Here is an 18,533-nt window from a genome sequence, read left to right as displayed (position 1 = left end):
TCGCCCCCGCCTGCGCCTTTCGGTGTTTTGTACTTCTCCTCTCCAAAACACCCCCACACCCCACCCCCCCCACCCCCCGACGCCGCGGGCAGCTCGACGGAGACGCGTAGCCCGCCGCCGGGGCGGGCGAGGACGGCGAGGTTTCCGTCGTGGGCGCGGGTGATGCTCTTGACGATCGCCAGGCCGAGCCCGACACCGGCCTGGTCGCCGTGGATGCGCTGGGTGCCTCGCTGGAACGGCTCGGTGAGCGTGGCGACCAGCTCGCGGGAGAGCTCCTCGCCGGTGTTGGCCACGGTGAGGACCACGCTCTTCTCGTGGGCGGTGATGGTGACCGACACCGACCCGTCCTCGGGCAGGTTGTGGACGATCGCGTTGTGGATCAGGTTGGTCGCGACCTGCAGCAGCAGGGCGGGTGACCCGCTGACCGACGCCTGGTCGCCGGAGGTCTCGATCCGCACGCCACGCCGCTCGGCCAGCGGCAGGAGTGCCTCGACCGCCTCCTCGGCGACCAGCGACAGGTCGACCGGCTCACGGACGAAGGAGCGCTGGTCGGCGCGGCTGAGCACGAGGAGTGCCTCGGTGAGGTCGATCGCGCGGGAGTTGATCAGGCGCAGCCGGTCGAGGAGCTCGTCGACATCGCGGTTCGGGTCCTTGGTCGCGACGTCGAGGAGCGTCTGCGTGATGGCGAGTGGGGTGCGCAGCTCGTGGGAGGCGTTGGCCGCGAACCGCTGCTGCTCGGCCACCTGCGACTCGAGCTTTGCGAGCATGTCGTCGAAGCCGTCGGCGAGCTCACGGAACTCGTCGCCGGGGCCCGCGAGCGCGATCCGGTGCGAGAGCGACCCGTCCGCGGCCGTACGCGTGGCCTCGGTGATCTTCGTCAGCGGGGCCAGCATCCGGCCGGCGAGGATCCAGCCTCCCACCAGCCCGAACACGACCAGGAACCCCATCATCGTCGCCGCCCGCGGAGCGAAGGCCCGCTCGAGGTCGGAGCGGTTCGGCACGAAGGGCGCACTCGGCCTCCCCGGCTGCTGCGGCCACTCCATCCACACCCCGTCGGGGACGTAGCGCAGCAGGAAGACCCACACCACCGCGAGCAGCAGCACCCCGGTGACCACGATGACCCCGGCATAGCTGAGCGTCAGCTTGAGCCGGACGCTCATCCCGGGACGTCTAGGAATCGACATCGATCCGGTATCCGACGCCCGGCACAGTGGCGATGATCGCGGGCTCGCCCAGACGTTTGCGCAGGGCGGAGACGGTGATGCGTACGGCATTGGTGAAGGGGTCGGCGTTCTCGTCCCAGGCCCGCTCCAGGAGCTCCTCGGCGCTGACCACGCCGCCCTCGGCGCCGGCGAGCACCTCGAGCACCGCGAACTGCTTGCGGGTCAGCGCCACGTAGCGGCCCTCGCGGTAGACCTCGCGCCGGAACGGGTCGACCCTCAGGCCGGCGATCTCCCGCACCGGTGGCCGGTTGTGCGCGCGCCGCCGGTCGAGTGCCCGAAGCCGCAGCACGAGCTCACGCAGCTCGAACGGCTTGGTCAGGTAGTCGTCGGCGCCGAGCTCGAACCCGGAGGCCTTGTCGTCGAGGCGATCGGCCGCGGTGAGCATCAGGATCGGCATCCCGGTGCCGGAGGCGACGATCCGCTTGGCGACCTCGTCCCCCGAGGGCCCGGGGATGTCGCGGTCGAGCACGGCGATGTCGTAGGCGTTGACGCTCAACAGCTCCAGCGCCGTGTCGCCGTCGCCCGCGATGTCGGCGGCGATCGCCTCCAGCCGCAGCCCATCCCGGATCGCTCCAGCCATCAACGGCTCGTCCTCGACCACCAGCACCCGCATGCTCTGATCCTAGGTTGATGACATATCGCCGACGTATCCGAAAGGCCATACGCCCTGACGACATCGGCACGCGTTGACTGGCACGGTGACCTTCACTGTCCGACCGATCACGTCCGCCGAGCACCTCGACCACGTCCGGTCGCGGCGATCGGTCAGCTTCCTGCAGACCCCCGCCTGGGCCGAGGTGAAGACCGAGTGGCGCAGCGAGTCGCTGGGTTGGTACGCCGGCGACCGGCTCGCCGGGACCGCGCTGGTGCTGCACCGGCCGGTCCCGAAGCTGGGCTACACGCTGGCCTACCTGCCGTGGGGTCCCGACATCGACTGGGCCGGCGCGCTCACCGTCTGGTTCCCGCCGCTGGTCGCCTACCTGCGCTCGCAGGGCGCGTTCGCGATCCGGGTCGCTCCCCCGGTGCCCACCGGCACCTGGGACGCGGCACAGGTCAAGGCGGGCGTCGCCGACCCCGACGTCCTGCGGCTTACCGACCTCCCGGGGCGGCCCGATCCGGTCGGCGCCGAGGTGACCCGCTTTCTGCGCGACTCCGGCTGGATCCCGCAGAACCCCGAGGACGGGTTCGGGGCGGGGCAGCCGCAGTTCACGTACGAGATCCCGCTGCGGCACCCGGACGGGACCGCCCGGTCCGAGGACGACGTGCTCGCCGGGATGAACCAGCTCTGGCGGCGCAACATCAAGAAGGCCGCCAAGGCCGGCGTCGAGGTCACCACCTCCGCCGGCGGCGAGGACCTGAAGGCCTTCCACGACCTCTACGTCCACACCGCCGAGCGGGACCACTTCACGCCGCGGCCGCTGGCCTACTTCGAGAAGATGTTCACGGCGCTGGCGTCCGAGGATCCCGGGCGGATCAGGCTCTACCTCGCCCGTCACGACGGCGACCTGGTGGCCGCGACGATCTACGTCCGCGTCGGCACCCACGCCTGGTACGTCTACGGCGCCTCCTCGACCGAGAAGCGGGACGTACGCGGCTCCAACGCCTGCCAGTGGGCGATGATCCGCGACTCCCTGGCCGCCGGCTGCGACGGCTACGACCTGCGTGGCATCACCCCGACCCTGTCCGCCGACGACCCGCACGTCGGGCTGGTCCAGTTCAAGGTCGGCACCGGCGGACAGGCGGTGAGGTACGTCGGCGAGTGGGACCTGCCGCTGCGGCCGATCGTCTACCGCGCCTTCGACCTCTACATGAGGCGGCGGGCCCGCTGACACAGCAAGTGCACAGCGAATGCTCATGGAACGGCTGGCTCCGGCGGCTAGGTTCCACAACACGAGGTAACGGGGGAATCGCATGATCGTGAACCAATCGGGGACGCTGACCGAGACGGGCGTGGTCCTGCTGACGATGCTGGCGTTTCCGGTAGCTGTGCTCGCAATTCCGGTGCTGGCGGCGCTGCGCCGGGTCTTCGGGGTCGCGTGGCGGAGGGCCTGGCGCCATTCGCTGGCGGAGGTCGCCATCGTCTACGGCACCGTGCCAGGTGTGCTGCTGACCCTGCTGCCGGGCAACAACGGCATCCTGTCGGGCAACGTGAGCCTGGTGCCCTTCGAGGACATGGCGACGATGGGACCCGTCGGGCTGGTCGGCAACCTGCTGATCTTCGCCGCGCTGGGCTTCTTCGGCCCCATCCGCTTCCCGGCGCTGCGCTCGGTGTGGCGGGTCCTGGTGCTGGCGACCGCGGCCTCGGTGTCGATCGAGGTCCTGCAGCACGTGCTGCCGATCGGCCGGGTCTCCTCGGTCGACGACGTGATCCTCAACGCCGGCGGCGCCACCGTGGCCGCGATCCTGTCGTGGCCCTGGTGGCGCCGTCGCCGCCAGATCTCAGCTCAGCGCCCCCGCGACCTGGTCGAGGTGGGCTCCGCGTGAAGCCTTGACGAGCACCACGTCGCCGGGGGCGAGGTGGCTCAGCAGCCAGCCGATCGCGGCGGCGTTGTCGGGCAGGGCCACGGCCTTCTCCCCCGCACCGTCGGCGATGACGGCGGCGGCCTCGCCCACGGTGACGACGAGGTCGGCCCGGGTGGCCGCGTACGTCCCGATCTCGTGGTGCGCGTCGCGGCTGGTCTCGCCGAGCTCGAGCATCTCGCCGAGCACGGCGATGCGGCGCCCGGCGTCGATCGAGGCGAGCGCGTCCAGGCCGGCGCGGGTGGACTCGGGGTTGGCGTTGTAGGAGTCGTTGAGGAGCGTCGCACCGTTGGACAGGGCGTGCAGTTCCATGCGCCACTTCGAGATCGAGGCGGTGTTCAGCGCGGTCGCGGCCTGCTCGAGCGGGACCCCGGCGGCCAGCCCGGCCGCCGCGGCGGCCGCGGCGTTGAGCGTCCAGTGGGCACCGACGAACGGGAGCGTGACGACCGCCTTCTCGCCGGCATGGTGAACGGTGAACGAGGGCCGGCCGAGGCGGTCGAGAGACAGGTCCCGAATGCGTACGTCGGCCGTGTCTCCCGCGCCGAAGGCCAGCACCGGTCCGTCGGTGAGGTCGCCCATGGCGAGCACCCGCTGGTCCTCGGCATGGAGCACCGCCGTGCCGCCGGGCGCCAGCCCACGCACCAGCTCGCTCTTGGCCACGGCGATCGCCTCGCGCGACCCGAACTCGCCCAGGTGGGCTTGGCCGACGTTGGTGACGACAGCGATGTCCGGCGCGACCAGACCGGTCAGATCGGCGATGTCGCCGATGTGGCGGGCGCCCATCTCCAGGACCAGGAATCTGGTGGTCGCGTCGGCACGCAGCATCGTGAGAGGTACGCCGAGCTCGTTGTTGAACGAGCCGGAAGTCGCGACGGTCGGTGCCGCGCTCGAGAGCACAGCGGCGATCATGTCCTTGGTGCTGGTCTTGCCCTGGGAGCCGGTGATCGCGACGACGGTCAGCTCCTCGCGCAGCAGCGCGACGACGTGGGCGGCCAGCCGCTGCAGCGCTGCCTGCGCGTCGTCGACGACGACCGTCGGGAGCGCCGTCGGGCGGGAGCCGAGCACGGCGACCGCACCGGCCTCGGCCGCCTGTGGTGCGTACTCGTGGCCGTCTGTGTGCTCGCCCGCGAACGCGACGAAGAGGCCGCCCGGGTCGGCCTCGCGACCATCGATCACGGCCGGCGCGATCACGGTCACCGAGCCGTCGCCGACGACCTTCCCGCCGAGCAACGAGGCGATTTCGTCCAAGCTGAGGGGAATCATCCCCTCAGTCTTCGAAATCCCACGTTGCCGGCGTGTATCCGCTAATCGATATACGGACGATAACTCTGCCCGGCGCGTCGATCCACCTATCGTCGGCATATCAGAAATTCCATACGGGACCGCAACCGATCCTGAGGTTTGCTGGCCTGGATGATCTACCAAGAGCCGACCCTGGCGGCCCCGACCGAGCCGATGGAGCAGACCGCGATCTCGCCGACCACCGGGATCACGGTCTACGGCTGCGCCCCTGATGAGAGCCTCCTTTTCGACTCCCTGGCACCAGGTCTCGGGGTCTCGTTGAAGACCACGACCGAGCCCGTCTCCGAGGACAACGCCACCCTCGCCGCCGGAGACCGGTGCATCAGCGTCAGCCATAAGTCGCCGATATCGAACGCGACGCTTCTCGCTCTGCATAAAGGTGGTGTCCGGTATATCTCGACGCGAAGCGTGGGTTTCAACCACATCGATGTCGACTTCGCGGCAAGCATCGGGATAACGGTCGGAAACGTCTCCTATTCACCCGACTCCGTGGCTGATTACACGCTGATGCTGATGCTCATGTCGGTGCGCCGCGCGAAGTCGACGATCCGGCGCACCGACACCCACGACTACAGTCCGGAGGCCGCGCGGGGCCGCGAACTGCGAGACCTGACCGTCGGTGTGGTCGGAACCGGACGGATCGGCACGGCGGTCATCGACCGGCTGCGTGGATTCGGCTGCGACGTACTCGCCCATGACGTCCGTCCCCGGCCCGCGGCCGAGGGGGCCGAGCACGTCGACCTGGACACGCTGGTCGAGCGCAGCGACATCGTCACGCTGCACGCGCCACTCACCCAGGAGTCGCACCATCTCCTCGACCGGCGGCGCATCGACCGGATGCGCCCCGGTGCGTACGTCGTCAACACCGGTCGCGGCGCGCTCGTCGAGACGCCGGCGCTCATCGACGCGCTCGACGAGGGCCGGCTGGGCGGTGCGGCGCTGGACGTCATCGAGGGCGAGGAGGGCATCTTCTATGCCGACCTCCGCGGACGCGAGCTCCCCAACGGCTGGCTGGCACGGCTCCAGGAGATGCCGAATGTGCTGGTCAGCCCCCATATCGCCTACTTCACCGACCATGCCCTCATGGACACGGTCGAGAACTCCATCATCAACTGTCGTGACTTCGAAAGCAGGTTTCCGCATGTCTAAGCTCAAGGTCGGCATCATCTTCGGCGGCGTCTTCGAGGAGCACCCCGTCTCCGTGAAGTCCGCGCAGGAGGTCGCCAGGTTCCTCGACGCCGACACGTACGAGGCCTACTGGATCGGCATCACCAAGAGCGGTGACTGGCGCCTGTGCAACGGCCCCGAGGCGAGCTGGGAGGACGGTGCGCACCGTCCGGTCGTGCTCTCCCCCGACCGCAGCGTCCACGGCCTGCTCGTCCTCGACGGTGAGTCCTACGAGACGATCCGGCTCGACGTCGTTCTCCCGGTCCTGCACGGCAAGCTCGGCGAGGACGGCGCGATCCAGGGGCTTCTCGAGCTGTCCGGGATCCCGTACGTCGGCTGCGACGTGCAGAGCTCGGCGCTGTGCATGGACAAGTCGCTGGCCTACACGGTCGTCGGCGAGGCAGGGATCCCGACGCCGAACTTCTGGACCCTCGTCCCGGGTGACGAGATCGACCCCGGCGTACTCCCCTATCCGGTCTTCGTGAAGCCGGCCCGCTCCGGGTCCTCGTTCGGCGTCAGCAAGGTGACCTCGGCCGCAGAGCTGGACGAGGCGGTGGCGACGGCGCGACGGTACGACGACAAGGTGCTCGTCGAGGAGGGGGTCGTCGCCGAGGAGATCGGCTGCGCGATCCTCGGCAACGGCGCCGAGCTGGTCACCGGCGAGGTCGACCACGTCGCGCTCACGCACGGCTTCTTCAAGATCCACCAGGAGGACGCCCCCGAGACCGGCTCGGAGAACGCGACGTTCATCGTGCCCGCCGACATTCCGGCCGAGGCGCAGGAGCTGGTCAGGACCGAGGCGCAGCGGGTCTACCGGGCGCTGGGCTGCCGCGGACTGGCGCGGGTCGACATGTTCCTCAAAGCCGACGGGACAGTGGTGCTCAACGAGGTCAACACCCTGCCCGGGCTCACCTCCTACAGCCGCTACCCGCGGATGATGGCCGCGGCCGGGATCTCGATGACCGAGTTCCTCGACCGCGCGGTCACTCTGGCGCTCGAGGAGAGCCCGCGATGAGGGAGGGCTTCGGCTTCGTCGACGAGCTGGCGCCGGGCATCCGCTGGGATGCCAAGTACGCCACCTGGGACAACTTCACCGGCAAGCCTGTCGACGGCTACCTGGTCAACCGGATCGTCGGGACCCGCGAGCTGTGTGTTGCGCTCGCGCAGGCTCGGGACAAGGCCGCCGCGCTCGGGTTCGGGATCCTGCTGTGGGACGGCTACCGCCCCCAGCGGGCCGTCGACGCGTTCCTGCGCTGGGCCGAGGAGCCCGCCGGGGACGACGATCCCCGCAAGCCTGTGCACTACCCCGCGATCACCCGGCCGGAGATGTTCGAGAAGGGGTACGTCGCCACGAAGTCCGGCCACAGCCGCGGCAGCACCGTCGACCTGACCCTCTTCTCCCTGGCCTCGGGCGAGCTGCTGGACATGGGTGGTGACCACGACCTGATGGACGAGATCTCCCATCACGGCGCGGCCGGTGTCTCCGAGGTCGCGGCTCGCAACCGGTCGCACCTGTGCTTGGTGATGGAGTCGTGCGGGTTCAGCCGCTACGACAGCGAGTGGTGGCACTACTCGCTGGTCGAGGAGCCCTACCCCGACACCTACTTCGACTTTCCCGTCGGATCGAACCCGGCCTGCTGACTCAGGGACTCAGCCACCCGACGGCCTTCGGACGGTTCGCCTTCTTCCAGACCCGGGCGAACCGTTTTTCGGCCTCGTCGGCGGCCGCCTGCTCGACCGCCAGGAGCTCGCGGACGGCCTCATCGGGCGCCGGGACCAGCTGGATCGTCCCGATCATGACCGCGGCGTCGTTGAGGTCGCCGAGGTTCGACTGGATCGACTTGGCGGCCTTCGCGAGGCGCTCGGCGTCCTTGCCGAAGACCTCTCGCAGCGACTCGGCTGCGTAGCGGACCCGCTTGGCCTTCTTCCGCACCTCGTGGAGGCGCCGGTGACGCTCGGCGGCATCGCCGGCGTCCTCCGCCGCGTCGGCCGCGGCCGTCAGTCGCCGCCAGCCGCGGCGGAGCCGCTTGCGCAGAGCCTTCTTGCCCGGGAGCGCCTCCGACCAGGGCAGACCGGTGGCGAGGGCCGCGCTCAGCGTGCGATAGCGGTCGCCGTCCAGCTCCGGCAGCAACAGCTCGCGCCCCTGGGACTGGCGCTCGGCGAGTGCCGCCCGGAGCTCGTCGACACTGGTGGGCCCCGGGCCGTGCTTGGCCGCCCAGCGCCGCAGCCGTCCGCGGAGCACCTCTGCGTCGCGTATCTCTCCGAGGAGGGCGCCGAGCCATTTCAGCTCCTCCCGGAGTGGCTCGCTCCGCTCCTGGTCGAGGAAGGGACGGTACGTCGCCAGGACGCTGCGCAGCCTGCGTACGGTCACGCGCATCTGATGGACGGAGTCGTCTTCGTCACGCAGCACGAGCCGGCCCCAGCGGTGGAGCGCGACCACCTGGTCGCGCCACCACTCACCGACCGGCTCGTGAGGGGACTGGCTCATCCCTACAGTTCTACCCTGCGACGGGCTCGAGGTCACCCGTCTCCTGCTCGGCCTCGGAGCCGGCCTTCTCACGGTGCGGGAGGAGGGTGAGGAGCAGACCGGCACCGGCCCAGCAGACGAGCACGATCAGCGGGGTCGTGACACCGGCACCGTCGAAGAAGGACAGGCCACGAAGCGCCGATCCGGTCGCGCCCGGGGGCAGGAGCTGCCCGAGCCAGCCGAACGGGATCATCTCCGGGGCCGAGGAGATGCCGGAGAGCGGGTTGCCGACCAGCATGATCAGCAGGGCCATGATTCCGACCCCGGCCATGCCGATGAAGTGACGCAGGCCGATGATCGGGAGCGCGACCGCGAGGATGCCGAGTGCGACGACGCCCGCGTTGAGGAGGTAGTCGCCCTCGAGAGCGCCGAGCCAGCCTTGGATGACTCCGGTCATCGTCAGACCCCCTCCGACGGCGATCAGGAACGCGGCGGCGACACGGTCGCGGGTGCGCTTGAGCGCCAGCGAGGTGATCGCGCCGGCCATGATGCCGCCGAGCGCGAGGGGCAGCGCGGCCGTGCCGAAGACGAGCCCACGCGGGTCGTCCTCGGGGGCGGCCACGACGTCGGTCACCGTCGGCGGGGTGCCGGTCTCGGCGCCCATCGCCGTTGCCATCGCGGTGAGCTGCTGGGCGACGTTGGCACTGGCGGCAGACGCGGTCAGCACCTCCTGGCCCTCGGGGCCGACGACGATCGCGCCGTACACCTCACGGTCCTCGATCGCCTCCACCGCCGCGTCCCGGTCGGCGACGGCGGTGACCTCGAAGGCATCCTCCCCCGCGGTGGCGGCGAGCTGCGTCTCGATCTGGGCGACCGCCGGCTCCGGACCGGCAACGGCCAACGGTAGGGCGCGTGGCTCGATCTCGCTGGAGGGCCAGGCGAACGCGGTGATGAGCAGGGTGAGCAGGGCGACCAGGCCGAGGCTGATCCCGATCACGGCTTTCACTGACTTGGACATGTCGATTCCTTCTTGAAAAACGAATGTTCATTCTCTTTGGGAGAACTCTCCTCCTTCCCTCGGGATTTATCAAGAATGAACATTCGTTTTCTTTTGCTGTATGCTTCGGGCATGCCGAAGATCAGCGACGAGCACCGCGCCGAGAAGCGCCAGCAGATCATCGCGGCCATGCTCCGCTGCGTGGAGCGCGACGGCTTCCACAAGACCACGATGGCCGCGGTCGTCGAGGAGTCCGGCCTCTCCGCCGGCTCCGTCTACACCTACTTCCGCGGCAAGAACGACATCATCCGGGCGATCGCCGAGTCCGGCCTGACCGGGATCGCCGCCGCGATCCAGCGCCTCATCCCCGAGAAGGACTCGGACCAGAGCACTCCCCCGCCCGAGCAGGCGATCGAGGCGGCCACCCAGCACCTCCTGGACCTCGCCGACCACCTCGGCGTCGACCTCCCGCGGATCGCCATGCAGACCTGGGCCGAGGCCGCACGCGACCCGGAGATCCACGCCGTCATGGCACCGGAGGCCCGCCGGATCCGCGCCTCCTGGCGCACCTACGCGGAGAGCGCCATCGAGTCCGGCCTCGTCGGCAGCGACGCCGACCCCGAGCGGATCGCGATGGTCCTCACCGGCCTGCTGCCCGGCTTCATCCTGCAGCGGATCATGATGGGCGACGTCACCCCGCAGGTCTACGCGGCCGGACTCGCCGACCTGCTCAGCGGACCTTCCCAGCGGGCGACCCAGTAGCGCACGCCGTAGGGGTCGTCGTCGTAGTCGACCGCCACCGCCCGCACACCACCCAGCAGCTCCGCCGCCTCCACGATCGGGCCGACGTCGGCCCAGAGCTCCTCAGCCAGCCCGAGATCCAGAGCTCGGAGCGCCGCGGGATCAGGCGTCGCCAGGGCCGTGCCGAGCACGTCGTCGAACCCTGCCGCCCGTGGGTCGAGGTGACCCGGCGCCTTCTCGCTGCGGCTGGCTGAGCCGTTGCCGACGATGAGGTACGCCGCCTCGCCGCTGCTCACCGGAGCCGTGCCGACCTCGGCCAGCAGCGAGGAGGCCACCCGGTCCCCCTGCGCACCCGCGATCACGCGTACGTCCTCACCCAGCCAGGCCACCGCGGCCAGGCAGGCCGCGCGGAGCTCGTCGACGGGGTCGTCGAGCGAGGCGTACTCCGGCAGCAGGGCCAGGCATCCCGGAACCAGCGCCACTCGAGTCACTGCAGCCCCCTGATCGCTCGCGCCGGAAGTCGCCGCCCGGCGATCGTCCAGGCCATGTCGACGGTCTGCCGGGTCTCCGGCACCTGGTGGACCCGGTAGATCCGGGCGCCGGCCATCGCGCAGACGGTGGTCGCGGCCAGGGTGCCGAGGAGGCGCTCTCCGACCGGCAGGTCGAGCGTCTCCCCCACGAAGTCCTTGTTGGAGAGCGAGACCAGCACCGGCCAGCCGGTCGCGACCATCTCTCCGAGCCGGCGGGTGATCTCGAGGGAGTGGAAGGTGTTCTTCCCGAAGTCGTGGGCCGGGTCGATCACGATCGAGTCCTTGGCGACGCCGGCGTCCAGGGCACGCTGGGCGTAGCCCAGGGTGTCGTCGATCGCGGCACGGACCACGTCGTCGTACTCGATCCGGTAGGGCCGCGTCCGCGGCGTCACGCCTCCGGTGTGGGTGCACACGATCGCGGCGCCGTGGGCCGCGGCGACGTCGACGAGCTCCGGGTCGGCCCCGCCCCAGGCGTCGTTGAGGAGATCGGCGCCGGCCGCGCACACCGCGTCGCCGACCTCGGCGCGCCAGGTGTCCACCGAGATCACCAGCGCCGGAAACTCCTCGCGCACCCGGGCGACGAAGTCCACCACGCGGGCCTTCTCCTCCGCGGCGCCGATCTCCGCGCCGGGGGCCGCCTTGATCCCGCCGATGTCGACGATCTCCGCGCCCTGGGAAGCCACCAGGCGTACGCGCTCGAAGGCCGCGTCCTCGGCCCAGGTCGCTCCCTTGTCGAAGAACGAGTCCGGGGTGCGGTTGACGATCGCCATCATCAGCGCCTCGTCCTCACCGAAGGCATGTCGTCCCAGGCGCAGCATCAGGCGACCCTACCGTCCGAGCCGTCGCGCAGCGGTGGCCGCTCCAGGAGGCTCACGGAACGGTCGACGACCTTGGTCGACCCGTCGATCGGGATGTACTGCCGCATCTCGACGTCTTCGCCCGCCGGGCCGGTGCCGAGGCGGCGCGACATCATGCCCACGATCTGGGTCGCCATCAGGCCGAGGTCGAAGAGGTCCTGGTGACTGTGGTCGCGTTGGCCGAGGTCGACCTGGGCGATCGCGTCCATCCCGCGCATGTCCAGCGTGTCGACGAGGGCGGCGAGCTCCACGCCGTAGCCGGTCGGGACCCGCAGCCGCTCGAACAGCGAGCGCCGGATCGACCACTCCCCCGCGAGCGGCTGGATCAGGTCGCGCAGCGGCGTGCGGTGGAGGGCCAGAAGCGGGCGGGCGACGAGCTCGGTGACCCGGCCACCGTCGAGACCGTGCTCCCCCGGGCGCCGGTAGAAGCCCTTGACCAGCTCGATCGTCGGATTGTTGACAAGAGGGCCGACCAGGCCGCGTACGAAATGGGTGTCCCAGTCGGTCAGGTCGGCGTCCATGAAGACGATCAGCTCGCCGGTGGTCACGAACTGCGACTTCCACATCGCCTCGCCCTTGCCGGGATAGGAGCCGAGCTCGGGCCGGATCGCTGCCGAGGCGTAGACGTCGGCTCCGGCGTCGGCGGCGATCCGCGCGGTGTCGTCGGAGGAGTCCGAGTCGATGACGACGAGCTCGTCGACCAGATCCGAGGTCTCCATCAGGCTGGTGCGCAGCTTGTCGACCAGGCCTCCGACGGTCGCGGCCTCGTTGCGCGCCGGGACCACGAGGCTCACCCGCTGCCCCTGCTTGGCCGCGACGAGGTCGGTGAGCGACCAGTCGTCCCAGTGATGGGTGTTGCTCTGCGACCACGACATGTCCAAACCCTATCGACGGTGTCCTCGAACACCGGATCGATACCCGGTCCGTACGGCCCGGCCGTCGGCTACTGCGTGTCCTCGTGCGAGCGCGCGAAGGTGAGGGTCTCCTCGGTGGCGCCGTTCATCCAGACGTCCTGGCAGGCCTGCGCCATCTCCTCGAGGCCGTCGACGACCGTGCCGAAGACGTTGCCCGGCACCCATCCCTGGTCGCCGTTGATGAGCAGGTTGTTGCGGCCGTAGAAGAGGGCGAGGTCGACGATCTCCGTCATCGCCCCCGGCCCGCGGTCCTCCGGGTAGCCGTAGGACGGGTTGCCGAGGTCGTCGGAGGAGAAGGCGAAGTAGCACAGGTCCCCGGGGATCGGGGTGACCGTCGTGTTCTCCTTGCCGGGCTCCTTCGCCGCGAAGGCGGGCACGAGGTTGTAGATCTCGTTGCGGGCGTACTTGCCGTGGAATACCTGGCCGCCGAGCGGCAGCGCGTCCCACACGGCGCCGGCGGTGCGTGGTGCCTCCTCGTCGAGCAGGCGGGCGAGGCAGGAGACACCGCGGCGCTCGAGGGTGACGGTGATGTAGCGGCTCATCGGGCTCCTCGTGGATTGTCGACAGGTCGGACGAACAGCTCACCGCTGGCCCGCTCGTAGGCCCGCGCTGCCCGCAGCACCCGGGCGTCGCCGTGGCGGGCACCGACGATCTGGAGGCCGACGGGCAGTCCCGCCTCGGTGGTGCCGCAGGGCACGCTCGCCGCCGGCTGCTGGGTCATGTTGAAGGGGTAGGTGTAGGGCGTCCAGCTCGGCCACCACTGCGAGTGCCAGCCCTGGGGCGCCTGCAGCCCGCGCTCGAAGGCGGTGATCGGCATGGTCGGGGTGACCAGCAGGTCGTACGTCTCGTGAAACCGACCCATCAGCCGGCCGAGGTCCATCCGGACCGCGGTGGCGTCCAGGTAGTCGGCGGCGGAGCCGCGGCCCTTGGTCTCGATGCCTTCGCGCAGCAGCGGGTCGATCCGTTCGATCGCGCCGGGCGGGTAGGCGTCGAGCACCTTCGCCGCGCCGCAGAACCAGAGCACGTCGAACGCGTCGACCGGGTCGGAAAAGCCGGGGTCGACCTCGTCGACCCGGGCACCCTCGGACTCGAGCACCGCGACCGCCTCGCGGACCAGCCGCTCGACCTCCGGGTCGTTCTCGACGTACCCGAGCGTGGGCGAGAATCCGATCCTCAACCCTTCGACGCCGCCGTCCAGGCCGGTCAGGAAGGAGCCTCCCGGGGTCGGCATCGCCGACCAGTCGCGGGAGTCGAAGCCGGCGACCACGTCGAGCAGCGCCGCCGCGTCGGTCACGGTCCGGGTCATCGGTCCGGCGTGCGAGAGGGTGCCGAAGGGGCTGGCGGGATAGAGCGGGATCAGTCCGTAGGTCGGTTTGATGGTCACCGTGCCGGTGAACGAGGCCGGGATCCGGACCGAGCCGCCGCCGTCGGTGCCGAGCGCCCACGGGCCCATGCCGAGACCGACCGCCGCGGCGGCACCGCCGCTGGAACCGCCCGAGGTCAGAGCCGGGTCCCAGGGGTTGCCGGTGGAGCCGTATCGGAGCGAGTCGGTGACGCCCTTCCAGGCGAACTCGGGAGTCGTCGTCTTCCCGGTGATCACGGCACCGGCCTCGCGCAGCCGCGCGACCGCGGGAGCGTCCTCGGGCCACGGGCCGGCCTCGTCGATGAGCCAGGTGCCGCGGATCGTCGGCGCTCCTGCGGTCCACAAGATGTCCTTGACCGAGGTCGGTACGCCGTCGGCGATGCCGAGCGGATGCCCGGCCCTCCACCTCTCGGTGGACGCGGTCGCCTGTGCCAGCGCGCCATCGGGATCGACCCGGACGAACGCGTTCACCGCGGCATCGCGCTCCTCGATCGTGTCGAGCACCGACCGCGTCACGTCGAGCGGCGTGAAGGCGCCCGAGCGATAGCCGGCCACCAGCTCGGCGGCGGTCATGGCGCTGAGCCCGGACGCGGTCCTAGGGTCGGTCATGACCTCTCCCCCTGCTCCGCGACGACGAAGCCGCGCCGCTTGTCGACGACGTTCAGCAGCGGCCGGCCGCTGAGCCAGCGCCGGGCGTTGTCGACGAACTGGTCCGCCAGCGCCTCTCGCCAGCCCTTGTAGTCGCCGGACATGTGCGCCGAGACCGCGACGCCCGGCATCGTCCACAACGGGCTCTCGGCCGGCAGCGGCTCGACCTCGAAGACGTCCAGGGAGGCCGCGGCGACCGGGCCGTCACGGAGAGCGGAGACGAGCGCGCCCTCATCCACGATCTGCCCGCGCCCGACGTTGACCAGGTGGCTGCCCGGCTTCATCGCCGCGAGCACGTCCGCGCTGATCAGGCCACGGGTCGCGGGGGTCAGCGGGGCCGTGATGACGACGTGGTCGGCCCAGCCGACGTGTGCGGCCAGGTCGGTGCTCGCCAAGACCTCACCGAAGTCGGGATCACCGGTGCGGGCGGTGCGGCCGGCGCCGCGTACGTCCATCCCGGCCGCGCGCAGCAGCCGGGCCGTCTCGCCACCGATCGCGCCGGTGCCGACCACGAGCGCGGTCTCGGCGCTGATCAGCCGGGTCTCGCGGCGGAGCCACTTCCGGGCCGACTGCAGGTCGTGGCTGAGGTGGATGTCCTTGGCCACCGCCAGGATCGAGCCGAGCACGAACTCCGCCATCGCCCGGTCGAAGATGCCGCGGGCGTTGGTGACGACCACGTCGGAGCCGACCAGGTCCGGGAACAGCAGCTTGTCGACCCCCGCGGCGGCGACATGGATCCAGCGCAGCGAGCCGGTGCTCGGCCAGGCGTGACGGACGGCCTCGGAGAAGTAGTCCCACAGCAGCAGCGCCTCGGCTCCGCGAAGCGCGTCAGCCAGGCTCGCGGCATCGGTGTAGATGAGCTCGGCATCCGCCTCCAGGCGCTCCACGCCGGCGGGTCTGCCGCCGTCGGGCGGACAGAGGATCGTGATCACGGGGCGCCGGGACGTCTCCAAGAAAATCCTCCGTCGCACTCGACACACCTCGGCAACAATCCGAGAATACGCTAGGAGGGCAGATTGCAGATTGTCAACAATCCTAGCGAGGTGCGATGTCTCCGACAGTACGCATCGCCGTGATCGTTCCCCATGACATGGTGCTCGACCACGAGCTATGGCGGTGGGCACCGCCTGACACGAGCCTGCTCTTCAACCGGACGCCCTACACCGACCGTGCGGTCTCCCTCGAGATGGCCGAGGAGATCAGCGAGACCACGGTCGTCGAGCAGGCCGTGCGCGACCTCTCGGCCGCCGACCCGCACGCGTACGTCTACGCCTGCACCTCCGGCAGCTTCGTCCACGGCCGGCACGGCGAGCGCAGGCTGGCGGCGGCGATGAGCCGCGCCGGCGGCGCTCCCGCGATCACCACCTCCGGCGCCGTGCTGGAGTCGCTCTCCGCGCTCGGCGTCTCCCGGGTCGCGGTCGCCACCCCCTACGACGTCGCGCTCGCCACCCGGTTCGGCAGCTTCCTGGCCGAGGCCGGGATCACCGTGGTGAACACGGGCGACCTCGGGCTGGGTCACCACATCTGGGAGGTTCCCTACGAGACCACGCTCGAGCTGGTGCGGGCAGCCGACACCGACTCCGCCGAGGCGGTCGTCGTCTCGTGCACGAACCTCACGACGTACGACATCATCGGCCGGCTCGAAGCAGAGCTCGGGAAGCCGGTGATCTCCGCGAACCGGGCGACCATGGAAGCCGCGCTCCGGATGGTCGGGCGCACCCCGCCGGCCGCCGAGAACCTGTTGGGGCATGCCTCATGACCCGGCCACCGGTCGTCGGGCTGCTCTATCCCGGCTACGCGGCCGAGGACGACTTCCCGGCGCTCGAGAACGCGCTCGGCGGTGCGATCTGGCTGCCCCTGGTCCACACCTCCATGGGTCGCGACGAGCACACCGTCGAGGCTCTGCTCGACACCGGCTCCGCGGCCCGGCTCGCGCAGGGTGCCGACGCGATCGCAGCCCACTCCCCCGACGCGGTGATGTGGGCATGCACGTCGGGCAGCTTCGTCTACGGCCGGGACGGCGCCGCGGCCCAGGCGGCCGCGATCGGCGAGCGCGTGGGCGTCCCCGCCTCGTCGACCTCGATCGCGTTCGTCGAGGCGGCCCGGGCGCTCGGGCTCGGGAAGGTCGCCGTCGCCGCCTCCTACCCCGAGGATCTGGCCGGACACTTCAGCTCCTTCCTCGGGGCGGGCGGGATCGACGTGGTCTCCTTCGGCGCCAGCGGGATCTTCTCCGCCGTCGAGGCCGGCCGCCTGGGCCCGGACACGGTCTTGGAGATGACCCTGGCCGTCGACGTCCCCGAGGCCGAGGCCGTCTTCGTCCCCGACACCGCACTGCACACGCTGACCTGCATCGATACCTTGGAGGAGGCCCTCGGGAAGCCTGTGCTGACGGCCAACCAGGTGACCGTCTGGGAGGGTCTGCGACTCGCCGGGAAACCCCGCCCCCTGCCTGGGCTCGGAGCCCTCTTCAGGTAGCGTCGCGGCTTTACATAAACCATCCGCCACACCCCGCGCCACCTTCCGCGCGCCCTAGCCAGGGCGCGCAGACAGCGCTAACGTGGCGCGAATTGTTGACAAACCTACTGTCGACACTGCGGGTCAAACGCGGTCCCCAGCCATCAATCACACCGAATAGGTGAGAAGAAATGTCCGGAACCCCAACCATCCCCTCCGACGAGGCACAACCCGACAAATCGAAGCTTCGAAGAGCCATCACCGGCTCAGCGGTCGGCAATGCGACCGAGTGGTTCGACTACGGCGCCTTCGCCTACGTCGCGACCGAGATCACCGCCAACTTCTTCCCGGAGACGGGTTTCGCCGGCACGGCTCTGACCTTCGCGATCTCGTTCATCCTGCGACCGCTCGGCGGCATCTTCTGGGGACCCCTCGGCGACCGCATCGGGCGCCAACGCGTCCTTGCAATGACGATCATCCTGATGGCCGGAGCGACCTTCCTGGTCGGCTGCCTGCCGACGTACGACACCGTCGGCGTCTGGGCGATCGTGCTCCTGGTGCTCCTCCGAGTGATCCAAGGATTCTCGACCGGCGGCGAGTACGGCGGCGCCGCGACCTACATGGCCGAGTGCGCACCCGACAAGAAGCGCGGGTTCTACGGCAGCTTCCTGGAGTTCGGCACCATCGTCGGCTTCACCGCCGCCATCGCCGTCGTCTTCACCACCGAGTCGATCATCGGTGACGCAGCGATGACCGAGTGGGGCTGGCGCATCCCGTTCCTGATCGGTGGCCCGATCGGCCTCATCGGCCTCTACATCCGGACCAAGCTCGAGGAGACGCCGGTCTTCCAGGAGCTCGAGACGCAGGACGCGGTCGAGAGCGGCGCCGGAGCCGCGCTGAAGGAGCTCTTCGCGCTGTTCTGGAAGCCGATCCTCACCCTGATCGGCCTGGTCGCCGCGCTCAACATCGCCAACTACACGCTGCTGGCCTACATGGCGACCTACCTGCAGGAGGAAGCCGGCTTCAACAGCACCGACGCCGACCTGCTGGTCATCTTCGGACAGGTCGCGATGCTGGTCTTCCTGCCGATCGCCGGATCGCTCTCGGACAAGGTCGGCCGCAAGCCGATGTGGGGCGGGTCCTTCATCGGGCTGATCGTGCTGTCGGTCCCGATGTTCCTCCTGATCGGCCAGGGCTTCTGGCCGGCAGTCCTGGGGTTCACCGTGCTGGGGATCGTCTACGTCGCCCAGCTCGCGACGATCTCGGCGACCTTCCCGGCGATGTTCCCCTCGCAGGTGCGCTACGGCGGCATGGCGATCGGCTACAACATCTCCACCGCCGCCTTCGGCG

General features: G+C 70.1%; 20 protein-coding genes. 9 read left to right on the top strand and 11 right to left on the bottom strand.

From position 1 onward, the window contains the following. Together ACFV9G_RS00695 and ACFV9G_RS00690 are read right to left on the bottom strand one after the other, a co-directional pair. Window positions 1-1,160 (bottom strand): sensor histidine kinase (locus tag ACFV9G_RS00695; RefSeq protein ID WP_378723868.1); only part of this gene is annotated, 1,160 nt, incomplete at its 3' end. 10 nt (window positions 1,161-1,170) lie between these two features. Then, complete coding sequence (locus ACFV9G_RS00690) at window positions 1,171-1,836, bottom strand: response regulator transcription factor (RefSeq protein ID WP_378723866.1); 666 nt, start codon at window positions 1,834-1,836, stop codon at window positions 1,171-1,173. 85 nt (window positions 1,837-1,921) lie between these two features. On the opposite strand from ACFV9G_RS00690, the gene ACFV9G_RS00685 reads away from it, so the two are divergent. Then, window positions 1,922-3,052 (top strand): lipid II:glycine glycyltransferase FemX, encoded by a 1,131-nt coding sequence (locus ACFV9G_RS00685; protein WP_378723864.1) that lies wholly within the window; start codon window positions 1,922-1,924, stop codon window positions 3,050-3,052. An 82-nt stretch (window positions 3,053-3,134) separates the two neighbouring features. Then, window positions 3,135-3,707 carry a VanZ family protein gene (locus ACFV9G_RS00680; protein WP_378723862.1) on the top strand — a complete coding sequence of 191 codons (573 nt, stop codon included), beginning with the start codon at window positions 3,135-3,137 and terminating at the stop codon, window positions 3,705-3,707. Here ACFV9G_RS00680 and murF read toward each other — a convergent pair. Next, complete coding sequence (murF, locus tag ACFV9G_RS00675; RefSeq protein WP_378723860.1) at window positions 3,663-4,991, bottom strand: UDP-N-acetylmuramoyl-tripeptide--D-alanyl-D-alanine ligase; 1,329 nt, start codon at window positions 4,989-4,991, stop codon at window positions 3,663-3,665. The two genes, ACFV9G_RS00680 and murF, sit on opposite strands and share 45 nt — an antisense overlap. Window positions 4,992-5,156: 165 nt before the next feature. Between murF and ACFV9G_RS00670 the strand changes: the two genes are divergently transcribed. Genes ACFV9G_RS00670 through vanX form a run of 3 tightly spaced genes read left to right on the top strand, consistent with a single transcriptional unit; the run spans window position 5,157 to window position 7,853 of the window. Continuing rightward, window positions 5,157-6,194 carry a D-isomer specific 2-hydroxyacid dehydrogenase family protein gene (locus tag ACFV9G_RS00670; protein WP_378723858.1) on the top strand — a complete coding sequence of 346 codons (1,038 nt, stop codon included), beginning with the start codon at window positions 5,157-5,159 and terminating at the stop codon, window positions 6,192-6,194. Continuing rightward, the gene (gene vanA / locus ACFV9G_RS00665) at window positions 6,187-7,227 is read left to right on the top strand and encodes a D-alanine--(R)-lactate ligase (protein WP_378723856.1); all 1,041 of its coding nucleotides are present in this window, start codon (window positions 6,187-6,189) and stop codon (window positions 7,225-7,227) included. The genes ACFV9G_RS00670 and vanA overlap by 8 nt, the downstream gene beginning before the upstream one ends. Continuing rightward, window positions 7,224-7,853 carry a D-Ala-D-Ala dipeptidase VanX gene (vanX, locus tag ACFV9G_RS00660; RefSeq protein ID WP_378723854.1) on the top strand — a complete coding sequence of 210 codons (630 nt, stop codon included), beginning with the start codon at window positions 7,224-7,226 and terminating at the stop codon, window positions 7,851-7,853. The genes vanA and vanX overlap by 4 nt, the downstream gene beginning before the upstream one ends. A gap of 1 nt (window position 7,854) precedes the next feature. Here vanX and ACFV9G_RS00655 read toward each other — a convergent pair whose 3' ends face one another. Both ACFV9G_RS00655 and ACFV9G_RS00650 read right to left on the bottom strand, forming a co-directional pair. After that, the gene (locus ACFV9G_RS00655; protein ID WP_378723852.1) at window positions 7,855-8,700 is read right to left on the bottom strand and encodes a CHAD domain-containing protein; all 846 of its coding nucleotides are present in this window, start codon (window positions 8,698-8,700) and stop codon (window positions 7,855-7,857) included. Between the two features lie 10 nt (window positions 8,701-8,710). After that, window positions 8,711-9,697 carry a hypothetical protein gene (locus tag ACFV9G_RS00650; RefSeq protein ID WP_378723849.1) on the bottom strand — a complete coding sequence of 329 codons (987 nt, stop codon included), beginning with the start codon at window positions 9,695-9,697 and terminating at the stop codon, window positions 8,711-8,713. Between the two features lie 111 nt (window positions 9,698-9,808). On the opposite strand from ACFV9G_RS00650, the gene ACFV9G_RS00645 reads away from it, so the two are divergent. After that, complete coding sequence (locus tag ACFV9G_RS00645; protein ID WP_378723847.1) at window positions 9,809-10,438, top strand: TetR/AcrR family transcriptional regulator; 630 nt, start codon at window positions 9,809-9,811, stop codon at window positions 10,436-10,438. Here the strand turns inward: ACFV9G_RS00645 and ACFV9G_RS00640 are convergent. The 6 genes from ACFV9G_RS00640 to ACFV9G_RS00615 form a co-directional block, all read right to left on the bottom strand. Next, window positions 10,381-10,908, bottom strand: coding sequence for a hypothetical protein (locus ACFV9G_RS00640; RefSeq protein ID WP_378723844.1), 528 nt, complete (start codon window positions 10,906-10,908; stop codon window positions 10,381-10,383). The genes ACFV9G_RS00645 and ACFV9G_RS00640 overlap by 58 nt on opposite strands. Continuing rightward, window positions 10,905-11,765, bottom strand: coding sequence for a dihydropteroate synthase (gene folP / locus ACFV9G_RS00635; protein ID WP_378723842.1), 861 nt, complete (start codon window positions 11,763-11,765; stop codon window positions 10,905-10,907). Before folP ends, ACFV9G_RS00640 begins: the two co-directional genes overlap by 4 nt. Continuing rightward, window positions 11,765-12,679 (bottom strand): glucosyl-3-phosphoglycerate synthase, encoded by a 915-nt coding sequence (locus ACFV9G_RS00630; RefSeq protein ID WP_378723841.1) that lies wholly within the window; start codon window positions 12,677-12,679, stop codon window positions 11,765-11,767. The genes folP and ACFV9G_RS00630 overlap by 1 nt, the downstream gene beginning before the upstream one ends. A 68-nt stretch (window positions 12,680-12,747) precedes the next feature. Then, window positions 12,748-13,260: a DUF3830 family protein gene (locus ACFV9G_RS00625; protein WP_378723838.1), complete on the bottom strand. Its 513-nt coding sequence runs from the start codon at window positions 13,258-13,260 to the stop codon at window positions 12,748-12,750. After that, window positions 13,257-14,690 carry an amidase gene (locus ACFV9G_RS00620; RefSeq protein ID WP_378723836.1) on the bottom strand — a complete coding sequence of 478 codons (1,434 nt, stop codon included), beginning with the start codon at window positions 14,688-14,690 and terminating at the stop codon, window positions 13,257-13,259. The genes ACFV9G_RS00625 and ACFV9G_RS00620 overlap by 4 nt, the downstream gene beginning before the upstream one ends. Continuing rightward, on the bottom strand, window positions 14,687-15,682 hold the full coding sequence (locus ACFV9G_RS00615; protein WP_378723834.1) for a D-2-hydroxyacid dehydrogenase: 996 nt from the start codon (window positions 15,680-15,682) through the stop codon (window positions 14,687-14,689). Before ACFV9G_RS00615 ends, ACFV9G_RS00620 begins: the two co-directional genes overlap by 4 nt. 95 nt (window positions 15,683-15,777) lie before the next feature. Here ACFV9G_RS00615 and ACFV9G_RS00610 point away from each other — a divergent pair, with 95 nt between their 5' ends. From ACFV9G_RS00610 to ACFV9G_RS00600, 3 genes are all read left to right on the top strand, one after another. Continuing rightward, the gene (locus ACFV9G_RS00610; RefSeq protein ID WP_378723832.1) at window positions 15,778-16,488 is read left to right on the top strand and encodes an Asp/Glu/hydantoin racemase; all 711 of its coding nucleotides are present in this window, start codon (window positions 15,778-15,780) and stop codon (window positions 16,486-16,488) included. Then, window positions 16,485-17,204 (top strand): maleate cis-trans isomerase, encoded by a 720-nt coding sequence (locus ACFV9G_RS00605; protein ID WP_378723831.1) that lies wholly within the window; start codon window positions 16,485-16,487, stop codon window positions 17,202-17,204. Before ACFV9G_RS00610 ends, ACFV9G_RS00605 begins: the two co-directional genes overlap by 4 nt. Window positions 17,205-17,374: 170 nt before the next feature. Next, window positions 17,375-18,533, top strand: a 1,159-nt coding sequence (locus ACFV9G_RS00600; RefSeq protein WP_378723830.1) for an MFS transporter, incomplete at its 3' end; no start/stop codon positions are given.

It is taken from the genome of Nocardioides sp. NPDC059952, from assembly GCF_042730435.1.
GTDB lineage: Bacteria > Actinomycetota > Actinomycetes > Propionibacteriales > Nocardioidaceae > Nocardioides.
Note: the sequence above shows the minus strand (reverse complement) of the source record. Positions and strands in the feature narration are given on the sequence as shown.

Excerpts from the sequence above, each read along its gene's own strand:
- ACFV9G_RS00630 (WP_378723841.1), bottom strand. The coding sequence starts at position 12,679 with ATGTCGTGGTCGCAGAGCAACACCCATCACTGGGACGACTGGTCGCTC.
- ACFV9G_RS00680 (WP_378723862.1), top strand. The coding sequence starts at position 3,135 with ATGATCGTGAACCAATCGGGGACGCTGACCGAGACGGGCGTGGTCCTG.
- ACFV9G_RS00620 (WP_378723836.1), bottom strand. The coding sequence starts at position 14,690 with ATGACCGACCCTAGGACCGCGTCCGGGCTCAGCGCCATGACCGCCGCC.
- folP (WP_378723842.1), bottom strand. The coding sequence starts at position 11,765 with ATGCTGCGCCTGGGACGACATGCCTTCGGTGAGGACGAGGCGCTGATG.
- ACFV9G_RS00625 (WP_378723838.1), bottom strand. The coding sequence starts at position 13,260 with ATGAGCCGCTACATCACCGTCACCCTCGAGCGCCGCGGTGTCTCCTGC.
- vanX (WP_378723854.1), top strand. The coding sequence starts at position 7,224 with ATGAGGGAGGGCTTCGGCTTCGTCGACGAGCTGGCGCCGGGCATCCGC.
- ACFV9G_RS00670 (WP_378723858.1), top strand. The coding sequence starts at position 5,157 with ATGATCTACCAAGAGCCGACCCTGGCGGCCCCGACCGAGCCGATGGAG.
- vanA (WP_378723856.1), top strand. The coding sequence starts at position 6,187 with ATGTCTAAGCTCAAGGTCGGCATCATCTTCGGCGGCGTCTTCGAGGAG.
- ACFV9G_RS00645 (WP_378723847.1), top strand. The coding sequence starts at position 9,809 with ATGCCGAAGATCAGCGACGAGCACCGCGCCGAGAAGCGCCAGCAGATC.
- ACFV9G_RS00605 (WP_378723831.1), top strand. The coding sequence starts at position 16,485 with ATGACCCGGCCACCGGTCGTCGGGCTGCTCTATCCCGGCTACGCGGCC.
- ACFV9G_RS00655 (WP_378723852.1), bottom strand. The coding sequence starts at position 8,700 with ATGAGCCAGTCCCCTCACGAGCCGGTCGGTGAGTGGTGGCGCGACCAG.
- ACFV9G_RS00690 (WP_378723866.1), bottom strand. The coding sequence starts at position 1,836 with ATGCGGGTGCTGGTGGTCGAGGACGAGCCGTTGATGGCTGGAGCGATC.
- ACFV9G_RS00610 (WP_378723832.1), top strand. The coding sequence starts at position 15,778 with ATGTCTCCGACAGTACGCATCGCCGTGATCGTTCCCCATGACATGGTG.
- ACFV9G_RS00650 (WP_378723849.1), bottom strand. The coding sequence starts at position 9,697 with ATGTCCAAGTCAGTGAAAGCCGTGATCGGGATCAGCCTCGGCCTGGTC.